Genomic DNA, 13,882 nt, shown 5'->3' with positions numbered 1-13,882 from the left:
CGCAAGGTTCATATCAGACCGCTACCAGCACGATGGCGCCGATGACCAGCACGGAGCCGGCAGCCATGGATGCCGCGTACCAACGCAGTTGACCGGTTTCGGTACGGCTCAGGGCGGTGTGGCCGCCTTTGGCCATACGCGGGATCAGACCGATAGTCTGGTCGAGCGGGTCTCTGCGCAGTCCGTGGGTGATCGCAAGGTAGGGCTTGACGAACAGTTTGTCGTAGATCCAGTCGAAGCCCCAGGCAGCGAACCACCAGGCCGAAAGGAAACGGCCGATGCCGCTGTTGGCGATTGCAGTGGCGAAACGACGCTTGCCGAGGAACAGCAAGGCGGCCAGCAGGATACCGGCCAGGGCGATGGCGCCCGAGGCGATTTCCAGACTGTGCTTGGCTTCGCCGCCGGCATGGCCGACGCTTTCCGGCAGCACGCCGTGCAGTGGTGGAACGATCATCGCGCCAATGGCGGTAGACAATACGATCAGCACCGACAGTGGCAGCCAGTGAGCGATGCCGTGACCGGCGTGCGCTTCGGTCTTCACTTCACCGTGGAACGCGATGAAGATCAGGCGGAAAGTGTACAGCGACGTCATGAACGCGCCGACCAGACCTGCGTAAAGCAGACCGTGGTTGCCGCTGGCGAACGCTTCCCAGAGGATTTCGTCCTTTGAGTAGAAGCCGGCGGTCACCAGTGGCAGGGCAGCAAGCGCCGCGCCGCCGACGATGAAACTGGTGTAGGCCAGTGGCAGTTTCTTCCACAGACCGCCCATCTTGAAGATGTTCTGCTCGTGGTGGCAGGCAACGATCACCGCACCGGACGCAAGGAACAGCAGCGCCTTGAAGAAGGCGTGGGTCATCAGGTGGAAGATCGCGCCATCCCAGGCACCTACGCCCAACGCCAGGAACATGTAGCCGATCTGGCTCATGGTCGAGTAGGCGAGGATACGTTTGATGTCGGTCTGGACCAGTGCAGCAAAACCTGCGAGCACCAGGGTCACGCCACCGACGATGCCGACGAGGTGCAGGATGTCCGGCGCCAACGCAAACAGACCGTGAGTACGGGCGATCAGGTAGACACCGGCGGTCACCATGGTTGCGGCGTGGATCAGTGCCGAAACCGGAGTAGGACCGGCCATCGCATCCGCCAGCCAGGTTTGCAGCGGCAGTTGCGCGGATTTACCGACAGCGCCGCCCAGCAGCATCAGGGTCGCCATGACCATCCAGAAGTCGCCGGCCTGGAATTTCTGCGGTGCCAGCACCAGCAGTTCCTGGATGTTCAGCGTCCCCAGCTGCGCGAACAGGATGAACAGGCCGATGGCCATGAACACGTCGCCGATACGGGTCACGATGAAGGCTTTCAGTGCCGCGTTACCGTTGTTACGGTTGCTGTAGTAGAAACCGATCAACAGGTACGAGCACAGGCCCACGCCTTCCCAGCCGAAGTACAGGAACAACAGGTTATCGCCCAGGACCAGGAACAGCATGCTGGCGATAAACAGGTTGGTGTAGGCGAAGAAGCGCGAGTAACCGGCTTCACCGCGCATGTACCAGGACGCGAAGAGGTGGATCAGGAAGCCGACGCCGACCACCACACCGAGCATGGTCAGGGACAGACCATCCAGGTACAGCGCGAAGTTAGGCGTAAAGCCCTCCACCGCCATCCACTGCCACAACACTTGCGTGTAGTGACCGCCTTCAGGTAGCGCAACGTTGAACTGCCAGATCACATAAGCAGTGACGATGGCAGACAAGCCAATGGAGCCGACGCCAATCAGCGCCGACAGGTTTTCCGAAAAGCGGCCGCGTGAGAACGACAGCAGCAGGAAACCTATGAGAGGGAATACGAAAGTCAGATAGAGAAGATTCATCCGCGCATCTCGCTGGCAGCGTCGATATCGAGAGTGTGGAAGCGGCGATACAGCTGCAACAGAATCGCTAGGCCAATACTGGCCTCGGCGGCTGCCAGGCTGATCACCAGGATGAACATGATCTGTCCATCCGGCTGCCCCCAGCGGCTACCGGCAACGATGAACGCCAGTGCGGAGGCATTCATCATGACCTCCAGGCTCATCAGCACGAAGAGAATGTTGCGGCGGACCATCAGGCCGACCAGACCGAGGCAGAACAGGATGCCGGCGACCGCCAGACCATGCTCCATAGGGATAGCAGGCATCGTCATTGCTCCTTGGCTTCGTTGCGGCCCAAGTGGAACGCCGTGACGGCTGCAGCAAGCAGCAGCATCGAGGCGAGTTCGACCACCAGCAGATAAGGACCGAACAGGCTGATGCCCACGGCCTTGGCGTCTACGGTGGTGTGGCCGATGGCCTGACCGCTGGCGTCGCTGAACAGCACGTACAGCAGTTCAACCAGCAGCAGGGCGCCGAGTGCGACGGGGCCCAGCCAGATGCCGGGTTTGAGCCAGACGCGCTCTTGCTGTACCGAGGCCGGGCCCAGGTTCAGCATCATCACCACGAACACGAACAGCACCATGATGGCGCCAGCGTAGGCGATCACTTCCAGCACACCGGCAAACGGCGCGCCGAGGGCGAAAAAGGTCATCGCCACGGCAATCAGCGAAATGATCAGGTAGAGCAGGGCGTGCACAGGGTTGGTGTTGGTGATCACGCGAAGCGTGGACACAACAGCGATACCCGATGCGAAATAGAAAGCGAATTCCATCTTTCTTCCTTAAGGCAGCAAGCTCTTCACGTTGATCGGTTCGGCTTCATTCTGCGCGGCGCCTTTCGGCTTACCGGCAATTGCCATACCTGCAACGCGATAGAAGTTGTAATCAGGGTTTTTGCCGGGGCCGGAGATCAGCAGATCTTCTTTCTCGTACACCAGGTCCTGACGTTTGAACTCGGCCATCTCGAAATCCGGTGTCAGCTGGATCGCGGTGGTCGGGCAGGCTTCCTCGCAGAGGCCGCAGAAAATGCAGCGCGAGAAGTTGATACGGAAAAACTCCGGGTACCAGCGACCGTCTTCGGTTTCAGCTTTCTGCAGCGAGATGCAACCGACCGGGCATGCCACGGCGCACAGGTTGCAGGCTACACAACGCTCTTCGCCATCAGGGTCGCGGGTCAGGACGATACGTCCACGAAAGCGCGGCGGCAGGTACACGGCTTCTTCCGGGTACTGCAGCGTGTCGCGCTTGCGGAAGGCATGGCCGAAGATCATCACCAGGCTGCGAAGCTGGGTGAAGAAGCCATGCACGATGTCAAAAATGTACTTCATGATTCTCTATCCTCACTGAGCCGCGACGGCGGGCGTGTTGAGCAACACGATCGCAGCGGTCACCAGCATGTTGACGAGGGTCAGCGGCAGGCAGAACTTCCAGCTGAAATCCATCACTTGGTCATACCGTGGGCGCGGAATCGAGGCGCGCAGCAGGATGAAGAACATGATGAAGAACGCAGTTTTCAGCGCGAACCAGATGAACGGGATCTGCGGCAGAATACCGAACGGACCGTGCCAGCCACCGAAGAACAAGGTCACCAGCAGCGCCGAAATCAACACGATGCCGATGTACTCGCCGACGAAGAACATGCCCCATTTCATGCCGGCGTATTCAATGTGGTAACCGTCGGCCAGTTCCTGTTCCGCTTCCGGCTGGTCGAACGGGTGACGGTGAGTCACGGCGACGCCGGCAATGAAGAACGTCAGGAAACCGAAGATCTGCGGAATGACGAACCACAGGTTCTGCGCTTGATACTCAACGATGTCGCGCATGTTGAACGAGCCGACCTGGATCACGATGCCCATCAGCGACAGGCCCATGAACACTTCGTACGACACGGTTTGCGCCGAGGCCCGCAAGCTGCCCAACAGGGCGAACTTGTTGTTACTCGACCAGCCGGCGAACAACACCGCATAGACCGACAGACCGGCCATGGCGAAGAAGAACAGAATGCCGATGTTGATATCCGCCACGCCCCAGGTCGGGGTGATCGGGATGATCGCGAAGGCAATCAACAAGGAACTCATGGCAACCACCGGCGCCAACGTGAAGATCACTTTGTCGGCGAACGGTGGGGTCCAGTCTTCCTTGAAGAACATCTTGATCATGTCGGCAGCGATCTGGAACGCGCCGAACGGACCGACGCGGTTCGGACCGTAACGGTCCTGCCAGAGGGCGAGCAAACGACGCTCGACCCAGCTCAGCAGTGCACCGCACACCACCACGGCGAGCAGAATCACGATGGCCTGGATGACCGCGATGATCACGTCGATCACTTCAGGAGTGAACAAGGTCATAGAGCTGCCTCCTGCAGACCGTCAACGGATTTGCCAAAGATCGCTGGCGGAATGCCGGCGATACCGGCCGGCAATGCGACCAGACCGGCACCCAGCTCTTCGTTGATGCGCAGTGGCAGACGCAGGGTCTGGCCAGCCACATTCAAGCTGAGCATGGCGCCGTCATTGACACCCAGGCGGTCGGCTTCGGATTTGGCCAGCGACACGTAGGCGGCCGGGATGCGCTCTTGAACCGGCGCGGCTTTGGAAGAGTTCTCTTCGCTGCCAAACAGGTGGAAGAACGGCACAACCTGCCAGGTGCCCGGAGCCGGGTTGAACGCGCGAGGAACACTGGCGAACCAGTTCAGCGAGTCACCGGTGCTTTCGATCAGGCGGGTGCCCGGGTCGCCAGCGCGGATATGACCACCGACTTCGTCCTGGAACTTGTTCCAGGCTTGCGGCGAGTTCCAGCCCGGAGACCAGGCGAATGGCACTTGCTGACGCGGTTCGACCGAGCCCGAGTAACCTTCCATGGAGAACGAGAACGCGGTGTCGTTGTCCTGGGAAGTACGCGGTTCGTGCACGCTGATGTCGGCGCGCATGGCGGTACGACCGGAGTAACGCAGCGGTTCGCGAGCCAGTTTCAGGCCTTTGATGCGGAACGCGGCGGACGGTGCAGCGCTGACGATGCCGGCCAGTTGCGGAGTGCTTGCGGCACAGGCAGCGGTGACGTGGTCCAGTTGGGTCCAGTCGATCGGCTGGTTCAACAGGGTGGCGCGCAGGGCATGCAGCCAGCGCCAGCCTTCGTGAACCATGATGCTTGCGTCGAGGTAAGTCGGGTCGAAGACCTGGAAGAAGCGCTGGGCGCGGCCTTCCTGGCTGACCAGCGTACCGTCGCCTTCAGCGAAGCTGGCGGCTGGCAGAACCAGGTGCGCGCGATCGCTGGTGGCGGTCTTCTGATGGTCCGCCACGATCACCACTTTCGCGGCGTTCAGGGCAGCATCGACACGGGCTTTGTCGGTACGGGTGTACAGATCGTTTTCCAGCACGACGATGGCGTCAGCTTTACCGTCGATCACGGCTTGCAGCGCGGCATCGACCGAGTCGCCACCGAGCATGGCCAGGCCGAGGCTGTTGGCCTCTGGCACGATCAGGCTGATTGAACCGTTCTTCTCGCGCAGCTTCAGGGCCTTGGCGATGTTTGCCGCGGCTTCGATCAGCGCCTTGGAACCCAGCGAGGTACCGGCAATGATCAGCGGACGCTTGGCGGCGAGCAGGGCGTCGGCAATGCGCTTGGCCAGTTCAAGGGCTTCAGCGTCCAGACCTTCAACGGCAGGTGCGCTGGCGTCAAGGGCGTGAGCCACGGCGAAACCGATGCGGGCCAGGTCGTCTGGTGCCGCGTGAACGCATTCTTCAGCGATGTCGTCGAGCTTGGTTTCAGCCAGGCTGGCGATGAACAGCGGGTTCAGCGCGTTCTGACCGATGTTCTTCACGGCGGCGTCGAGCCAAGGCTGAACGCGCATCGCGTCGGCCATGTCTTCAGCTTTGCCTTTGACCGATTGACGCAGGGACAGGGCCATACGTGCAGCAGTCTGGGTCAAGTCTTCGCCGAGGACGAAAATTGCATCGTGGTCTTCGATGTCGCGCATGTTCGGGATCGGCAGCGGGCTGTCTTTCAGCACCTGCATGACCAGACGAATGCGTTCCAGCTCGGCAGCTTCGATACCGGAGTAGAAGTGCTCGGCGCCGACCAGTTCGCGCAACGCGTAGTTGCTTTCGAGGCTGGCACGCGGCGAACCAATACCGACGATGTTGCGACCGCGCAGCAGGTCGGCGGCTTTATCCAGCGCTTCGTCGAGGGTCAGCTTGGCGCCGTTGGCCAGCAATGCCTGACGCGGGCGATCCTTGCTATTGACGTAGCCATAGCCGAAACGGCCGCGGTCGCACAGGAAGTACTGGTTTACCGAACCGTTGAAACGGTTTTCGATGCGACGCAGTTCACCGTAGCGCTCGCCCGGGGAGATGTTGCAACCGCTGGAGCAGCCATGGCAGATGCTCGGCGAGAACTGCATGTCCCACTTGCGGTTGTAGCGTTCGGAGTGAGTCTTGTCGGTGAACACACCGGTCGGGCAGACCTCGGTGAGGTTGCCGGAGAACTCGCTTTCCAGGGTGCCGTCTTCAACGCGACCGAAGTACACGTTGTCGTGGGCGCCGAATACACCGAGGTCGGTGCCGCCGGCGTAATCCTTATAGAAGCGTACGCAGCGGTAGCAAGCGATGCAGCGGTTCATCTCGTGGGAAATGAACGGGCCCAGTTGCTGGTTCTGGTGAGTACGCTTGGTGAAGCGATAACGGCGCTCGTTGTGGCCGGTCATCACGGTCATGTCTTGCAGGTGGCAGTGGCCGCCCTCTTCACAGACCGGGCAGTCGTGAGGGTGGTTGGTCATCAGCCATTCAACGACGCTGGCGCGAAACACTTTCGCTTCTTCGTCGTCGATGGAGATCCAGCTGCCGTCGGTAGCTGGCGTCATGCAAGACATGACGATCCGACCACGCTTGTCGTTTTCGTCGGTGTACTGCTTGACCGCGCACTGGCGGCAAGCGCCAACGCTGCCTAGGGCTGGGTGCCAGCAGAAATAAGGGATATCGAGGCCTAGCGACAGACATGCCTGTAACAGGTTGTCTGCCCCATCGACTTCGAGCTCTTTGCCGTCTACGTGGATAGTGGCCATGGTTCAAAGTTCTTCGTTGGCCCGGTGTCAGCGGGCGTGGCTAATGGAATCTTGTTATCCGCGCGAATCAAAACAGCCGTTAAAGGCGTCATCGCGCGAAAAGCGAACGGCACGGACCGTTCGCTTTTTTTAAAGCGTTAAGCGCCGACTACGTTCGGCCTTGCCAGAGGCGGGACGGCGGCGCTGGTAGGCGCGATGCCGGCTTCGAACTCATGGCGGAAGTATTTAATTGCGCTGCCCAACGGCTCCACGGCGCCCGGTGCGTGAGCACAGAAGGTCTTGCCCGGGCCGAGGAAACCGACCAGACCCAGCAGGGTCTCGATATCGCCGGCTTGCCCTTCACCGTTCTCGATGGCGCGCAGAAGCTTGACGCTCCACGGCAAACCGTCACGGCACGGGGTGCAGAAGCCGCAGGATTCGCGGGAGAAGAACTCTTCCATGTTGCGCAGCAGGGACACCATGTTGACGCTGTCGTCCACCGCCATGGCCAGGCCGGTACCCATACGGGTGCCCACTTTGGCGATGCCGCCGGCGTACATTTGTGCGTCCAGGTGCTCCGGCAACAGGAAGCCGGTACCGGCGCCGCCTGGCTGCCAGCACTTGAGCTTGTAACCGTCGCGCATGCCGCCGGCGTAGTCTTCAAACAACTCGCGACCAGTAACGCCGAACGGCAATTCCCACAGGCCCGGGTTCTTGACCTTGCCGGAGAAGCCCATGAGCTTGGTGCCCATGTCTTCACTGCCTTCGCGGGCCAACGATTTGTACCAGTCCACGCCGTCGGCAATGATCGCCGGCACGTTGCACAGGGTTTCAACGTTGTTCACGCAGGTCGGCTTGCCCCACACGCCAACGGCGGCAGGGAAGGGCGGCTTGGAGCGCGGGTTGGCGCGGCGACCTTCGAGGGAGTTGATCAGTGCGGTTTCTTCACCGCAGATGTAACGCCCGGCGCCGGTGTGGACGAACAGCTCGAAATCGAAGCCGCTGCCCAGGATGTTTTTACCCAAGAGGCCTGCAGCCTTGGCTTCTTCCACGGCACGGTTCAGGTGCTTGGCGGCGGTGGTGTATTCGCCACGCAGGAAGATGTAGCCACGGTAGGTTTTCAGCGCGCGGGCACTGATCAGCATGCCTTCGATCAGCAGGTGGGGCAGTTGCTCCATCAGCATGCGGTCTTTCCAGGTGTTCGGTTCCATCTCGTCCGCGTTGCACAGCAGGTAGCGGATGTTGATGGATTCGTCCTTGGGCATCAGGCCCCACTTAACACCCGTGGGGAAGCCTGCACCGCCGCGACCTTTAAGGCCCGAGTCTTTCACGGTCTGGACGATGTCGTCCTGAGCCATGTCGGCGAAAGCCTTGCGCGCAGCCGCGTAACCGTTCTTGGCCTGGTACTCGTCGAGCCATACGGCTTCGCCGTCGTCACGCAGACGCCAGGTCAGCGGGTGAGTCTCGGCCGAACGCTTGATGCGGTTGGCAGGACCGAAGGAAGTCAGGGTCATACGTAGCCCTCGAGCAATTTGGCAACGCCGGCAGGCTGCACATCACCGAATGTGTCGTCGTCGATCATCAACGCCGGCGCCTTGTCGCAGTTGCCGAGGCAGCAGACCGGCAGCAGGGTGAAACGACCGTCGGCGGTGGTCTGACCCAGGCCGATGCCCAGATTGCTCTGGATTTCGCTGACTACCGATTCATGGCCGCCGATGTAGCAGACCATGCTGTCGCAGACGCGAATGATGTGACGGCCAACCGGTTGACGGAAGATCTGGCTATAGAACGTCGCCACGCCTTCAACGTCGCTGGCCGGGATGCCGAGGATCTCGCCGATGGCGTAGAGCGCGCCATCAGGCACCCAGCCACGTTCCTTCTGGACGATCTTCAGGGCTTCGATCGACGCCGCGCGCGGGTCTTCGTAGTGATGCAGCTCGTGCTCGATGGCCGAGCGCTCGGTTTCGCTCAGGGCGAAACGGTCTGTCTGGATAAGCGTGCTGTTCATGCTTAGCGGTCCACGTCGGCCATAACGAAATCGATACTACCCAGGTACGCAATCAAGTCCGCGACCATGCTGCCTTTGATCACCGAAGGGATCTGCTGCAGGTGCGGGAAGCTTGGGGTGCGAATCCGGGTGCGGTAGCTCATGGTGCCGCCATCGCTCGTCAGGTAATAACTGTTGATGCCCTTGGTCGCTTCGATCATCTGGAAGGATTCGTTGGCCGGCATGACCGGGCCCCACGAAACTTGCAGGAAGTGCGTGATCAGGGTCTCGATGTGCTGCAGGGTGCGCTCTTTCGGCGGCGGCGTGGTCAGCGGGTGATCCGCCTTGTACGGGCCTTCCGGCATGTTGCGCATGCACTGCTCGATGATCTTCAGGCTCTGGCGCATTTCTTCGACACGCACGATGCAACGGTCGTAGGCATCGCCATTGGCCGCCAGCGGCACTTCGAATTCGAAGTTCTCGTAACCGGAGTACGGGCGAGCTTTACGCAGGTCGAAATCGCAACCGGTCGAACGCAGGCCGGAACCGGTGACGCCCCATTCCAGGGCTTCTTTGGTGTTGTAGGCGGCGACGCCGATGGTCCGTCCACGCAGGATGCTGTTGTCCAGTGCTGCTTTCTGGTATTCGTCCAGACGCTTTGGCATCCACTCGATGAAGTCTTTCACCAGTTTTTCCCAGCCGCGCGGCAGGTCGTGAGCGACGCCACCGATGCGGTACCAGGCCGGGTGCAGACGGAAGCCGGTAATGGCTTCGATCACCGTGTACGCCTTCTGACGGTCAGTGAACGTGAAGAACACCGGGGTCATGGCGCCGACGTCCTGGATGTAAGTCCCCAGGAACAGCAGGTGGCTGGTGATCCGGAAGAACTCGGCCATCATGATGCGGATGACGTCGACCTTCTCAGGCACCTTGATGCCGGCCAGCTTCTCGACCGAGAGCACGTACGGCAGGTTGTTCATCACGCCGCCGAGGTAGTCGATACGGTCGGTGTACGGAATGAAGCTGTGCCAGGACTGACGCTCGGCCATCTTCTCGGCACCACGGTGGTGGTAACCGACGTCCGGTACGCAATCGACGATCTCTTCACCGTCCAGCTGCAGAATGATGCGGAACGCACCGTGCGCGGAAGGGTGGTTAGGGCCGAGGTTGAGGAACATGTAGTCCTCGTTCGCCCCGGAACGCTTCATGCCCCAGTCTTCAGGCTTGAAGCGCGCGGCTTCTTCCTCAAGCTGTTGCTTGGCCAGGGTCAGGCTGAACGGGTCGAACTCGGTGGCACGGGCCGGGAAGTCCTTGCGCAGCGGGTGACCTTCCCAGGTCGGCGGCATCATGATGCGGGTCAGGTGCGGGTGACCGGCAAAGTTGATGCCGTACATGTCCCACACTTCACGCTCGTACCAGTTGGCGTTCGGCCAGATACCGGTAACGGTCGGCACGCTAAGGTCGCTCTCGGACAAGGCGACCTTGATCATTACGTCACTATTACGTTCGATCGACATCAAGTGATAGAACACAGTGAAGTCGGCGCCGCTTGGCAGCCCTTGACGCTTGGTGCGCAAACGCTCGTCCACGCCGTGCAGGTCATAGAGCATGACGTACGGCTTGGGCAGGTTGCGCAGGAAGGTCAGGACTTCGACGAGTTTGGCACGGGCAACCCAAAGCACCGGCATGCCGGTGCGGGTAGGCTGGGCGGTGAACGCCTCGGGGCCAAAACGGTTATTCAGTTCGACGACCACATCCTGGTCGTCTGCCTTATAAGGCGGGATGTACAGAGCACTGCCTGTAGTCATGGTTATTTATCGCTTTCGGTCAACGTAAAGAATGAAGCCAGTTTCTCGTTCTATAAAAGAAGCAGATCTGGATCAGACTTCGTCGGGGCTGCGCAGGTTGGTGACTGCGATTCGCTGTTCGCGGCGCTGTTCCTTTTGCGAAGGCATCTCGGCGCGGTACACGCCTTGATCGCCGACGACCCAGGAAAGCGGACGACGCTCCTGTCCAATCGACTCTTGCAAGAGCATCAAGCCTTGCAGAAAAGCTTCAGGGCGGGGCGGGCAGCCAGGCACGTAGACGTCCACGGGCAGGAACTTGTCCACCCCTTGAACGACGGAGTAGATGTCGTACATGCCACCGGAGTTGGCGCACGAACCCATGGAGATAACCCATTTAGGTTCGAGCATTTGCTCGTAGAGACGCTGAATGATCGGCGCCATCTTGATGAAGCAGGTACCGGCGATAACCATGAAATCCGCCTGACGCGGCGATGCCCGGATAACCTCGGCGCCAAAGCGCGCGATGTCGTGGGGCGCCGTGAAGGCGGTGGTCATTTCCACGTAGCAGCACGAAAGACCGAAGTTATACGGCCACAGGGAGTTCTTGCGCCCCCAGTTGATCGTGCCGTTAAGCACGTCTTCGAGCTTGCCCATGAAAATGTTTTTGTGAACTTGATCTTCTAACGGATCGGAAACGGTTTCCCGTTCGCCAATCGGATACTGCTCGTTAGGAGCATCGGGGTCGATCCTGGTGAGATTGTATTGCATTGCCAAAGCCTCATTGTTTCAGCTTCGCCTGCCGCTTGCGACGAGCTTCCGGAGCCCAGTCAAGAGCGCCCACTCGGAACAGGTAGACAAGACCTGCCAACAGAATTGCTATGAAAACGAGAGCTTCGACGAATCCGGTCCAGCCGCTTTCGCGGACGGACACAGACCAGGCAAAGAGAAAAAGGGCTTCGATATCGAAGATCACGAAGAGCATCGCGACCAGATAGAATTTGGCTGAGAGCCGCAAGCGGGCACCACCTGTAGGTAGCATGCCGGACTCGAACGGTTCGTTTTTGCTGCGGCCCCAGGCTTTTGACCCGAGGAGGCTGGAGACGCCGAGCATGAAGGCGCAAAGGCCGACGACGCCCAAAAGGAAAATGGCAAAGCCCCAGTTGTGGGCCATGAGTCCTGTCGCTTCGGGCATGCTGGTAATCCTTAACAGAGAGCAAAGGTCTCTGAGCTTGAAAAGAAACAAAGCAGTGACGATATGTCGCAGCAATCAATCCCGCTGATTTTATGGCACAACACCGTGCAAGTAAAATTCCTATAGCGAAATTATTTATAGGAATAAGGACATAGCGCACCTCCAAAGCCCCTCAGCCCATGCGTTGCGGGCATTAGCCGGGATTTCATCAAATATGTTTTGTAGGGAATGTAACGAGCATAGTTGCGGCCAAATGATAATCAATATTGTTTGTGGCTGTTTTTAAACTGTTTAACGGGTGGGTGGCCGGAAAGATGTCTTATATGCGCGTTACTGCAAGTAGCGCACGGGGTCGTTTTACCTTCTTTTCCTGATCGAAAAACTGCTCTGGATCAATGATTTTCAGCGCTTTTTGTGGGAGCGTGCGCGTGAAATCGCGAGCAAAAAAACGCCCCGAACCAGTCGGGGCGTCAGTTGTGCGACGTTGCGGTTAGCTTTCTATCCGGTCCGCAACGGCCGTTTGCTCAGGCAAATCAGATCAGTGGAACTGCTCTTCTTCAGTCGAGCCAGTCAGTGCGGTTACCGACGACGAGCCACCTTGAATCACAGTGGTCATGTCGTCGAAGTAGCCGGTGCCCACTTCCTGCTGGTGAGCCACGAAGGTGTAACCCTTGGCAGCGTCAGCGAACTCCTGCTCTTGCAGCTTCACGTAGGCAGTCATGTCGTTACGGGCGTAGTCGTGCGCCAGGTTGAACATGCTGTGCCACATGTTGTGAATGCCGGCCAGGGTGATGAACTGGTGCTTGTAACCCATGGCGGACAGTTCGCGCTGGAACTTGGCGATGGTCGCGTCGTCCAGGTTTTTCTTCCAGTTGAAGGAAGGCGAGCAGTTGTACGACAGCAGTTGGTCCGGGTATTCCTTTTTGATCGCTTCGGCGAAGCGACGAGCCTCGTCCAGATCCGGCTTGGCGGTTTCGCACCAGATCAGATCGGCGTACGGCGCGTAGGCCAGGCCGCGGGAAATTGCCTGGTCGAGACCAGCGCGCACTTTGTAGAAGCCTTCTTGAGTACGTTCGCCAGTCACGAACTCTTTGTCGTACGGGTCGCAATCGGAAGTCAGCAGGTCAGCTGCGTTAGCGTCGGTACGGGCCAGAATGATGGTCGGAGTACCGGCAACGTCAGCAGCCAGGCGAGCAGCGGTCAGCTTCTGTACAGCTTCCTGGGTAGGAACCAGTACCTTGCCGCCCATGTGGCCGCATTTTTTCACGGAAGCCAGTTGGTCTTCGAAGTGAACGCCGGCGGCGCCTGCTTCGATCATGCTCTTCATCAGCTCGTAAGCGTTCAGTACGCCGCCGAAACCGGCTTCGGCATCAGCCACGATCGGAGCGAAGTAGTCGATGTAACCTTCGTCGCCCGGGCCTTTGCCGGCTTTCCACTGGATCTGATCAGCACGACGGAACGAGTTGTTGATGCGCTTGACCACGGTTGGAACCGAGTCCACCGGGTACAGCGACTGGTCCGGGTACATCGATTCGGCGGAGTTGTTGTCCGCAGCGACTTGCCAGCCCGACAGGTAGATCGCCTGGATACCGGCTTTAACTTGTTGAACAGCCTGGCCGCCGGTCAGGGCGCCCATGCAGTTGACGAAATCTTTCTCAGGACGGAAGGACGGCTTGGCGCCCTGGGTCACCAGGTTCCAAAGTTTCTCGGCGCCCAATTTTGCAAAGGTGTGCTCAGGTTGAACCGAGCCACGCAGGCGGACGACGTCAGCAGCGGAGTAAGCGCGTGTCACGCCTTTCCAGCGTGGGTTTTCAGCCCAATCTTTTTCGAGGGCTGCAATTTGCTGTTCGCGTGTCAGTGCCATGGAGATAAACCTCGTCGCGTCTTTTACGGAAAGTTGTTCTGCGGTGGAAAATTCATGCGCTCGCTGACCAGAAGCTTAGGTGGTCAAGTCGGATTCGGCGGGGATGGCG

General features: G+C 59.6%; 12 protein-coding genes. All 12 read right to left on the bottom strand.

Translation table 11 applies throughout. The annotated features are described in order from the left end of the window. Positions 1-13: 13 nt before the first annotated feature. The 12 genes from nuoL to aceA all read right to left on the bottom strand — a co-directional run bounded on the left by nuoL (position 14) and on the right by aceA (position 13,773). A complete protein-coding gene (nuoL, locus tag ACYZT7_RS21750; protein WP_462038172.1) occupies positions 14-1,867 on the bottom strand; it encodes an NADH-quinone oxidoreductase subunit L in 1,854 nt (617 codons plus the stop codon). Continuing rightward, on the bottom strand, positions 1,864-2,172 hold the full coding sequence (gene nuoK / locus ACYZT7_RS21745) for an NADH-quinone oxidoreductase subunit NuoK (RefSeq protein WP_133838688.1): 309 nt from the start codon (positions 2,170-2,172) through the stop codon (positions 1,864-1,866). Before nuoK ends, nuoL begins: the two co-directional genes overlap by 4 nt. A gap of 2 nt (positions 2,173-2,174) precedes the next feature. After that, on the bottom strand, positions 2,175-2,678 hold the full coding sequence (gene nuoJ, locus ACYZT7_RS21740; protein WP_095631557.1) for an NADH-quinone oxidoreductase subunit J: 504 nt from the start codon (positions 2,676-2,678) through the stop codon (positions 2,175-2,177). A gap of 9 nt (positions 2,679-2,687) precedes the next feature. After that, entirely contained in the window at positions 2,688-3,233 is a 546-nt protein-coding gene (nuoI, locus tag ACYZT7_RS21735; protein WP_218192018.1) for an NADH-quinone oxidoreductase subunit NuoI, read from the bottom strand. A gap of 12 nt (positions 3,234-3,245) precedes the next feature. Next, complete coding sequence (nuoH, locus tag ACYZT7_RS21730; RefSeq protein WP_449644675.1) at positions 3,246-4,253, bottom strand: NADH-quinone oxidoreductase subunit NuoH; 1,008 nt, start codon at positions 4,251-4,253, stop codon at positions 3,246-3,248. Further along, complete coding sequence (nuoG, locus tag ACYZT7_RS21725) at positions 4,250-6,964, bottom strand: NADH-quinone oxidoreductase subunit NuoG (protein ID WP_462038171.1); 2,715 nt, start codon at positions 6,962-6,964, stop codon at positions 4,250-4,252. The genes nuoH and nuoG overlap by 4 nt, the downstream gene beginning before the upstream one ends. A gap of 137 nt (positions 6,965-7,101) precedes the next feature. Next, positions 7,102-8,457 (bottom strand): NADH-quinone oxidoreductase subunit NuoF, encoded by a 1,356-nt coding sequence (gene nuoF / locus ACYZT7_RS21720; protein ID WP_462038170.1) that lies wholly within the window; start codon positions 8,455-8,457, stop codon positions 7,102-7,104. Beyond that, positions 8,454-8,951 carry an NADH-quinone oxidoreductase subunit NuoE gene (nuoE, locus tag ACYZT7_RS21715; RefSeq protein ID WP_008146039.1) on the bottom strand — a complete coding sequence of 166 codons (498 nt, stop codon included), beginning with the start codon at positions 8,949-8,951 and terminating at the stop codon, positions 8,454-8,456. The genes nuoF and nuoE overlap by 4 nt, the downstream gene beginning before the upstream one ends. 2 nt (positions 8,952-8,953) lie before the next feature. Beyond that, complete coding sequence (gene nuoC, locus ACYZT7_RS21710; RefSeq protein ID WP_008146037.1) at positions 8,954-10,738, bottom strand: NADH-quinone oxidoreductase subunit C/D; 1,785 nt, start codon at positions 10,736-10,738, stop codon at positions 8,954-8,956. 72 nt (positions 10,739-10,810) lie between these two features. Further along, a complete protein-coding gene (locus ACYZT7_RS21705; RefSeq protein ID WP_008146035.1) occupies positions 10,811-11,485 on the bottom strand; it encodes a NuoB/complex I 20 kDa subunit family protein in 675 nt (224 codons plus the stop codon). A 10-nt stretch (positions 11,486-11,495) separates the two neighbouring features. Then, the gene (locus ACYZT7_RS21700; protein ID WP_003223812.1) at positions 11,496-11,909 is read right to left on the bottom strand and encodes an NADH-quinone oxidoreductase subunit A; all 414 of its coding nucleotides are present in this window, start codon (positions 11,907-11,909) and stop codon (positions 11,496-11,498) included. 538 nt (positions 11,910-12,447) lie between these two features. Beyond that, entirely contained in the window at positions 12,448-13,773 is a 1,326-nt protein-coding gene (gene aceA, locus ACYZT7_RS21695) for an isocitrate lyase (protein WP_282377694.1), read from the bottom strand. Positions 13,774-13,882 lie beyond the last annotated feature (109 nt).

This window comes from Pseudomonas sp. RT4P38, assembly GCF_054897765.1.
The sequence above is the reverse complement of the archived record's forward strand: the minus strand, read 5'-3'. Positions and strand labels throughout refer to the sequence as shown.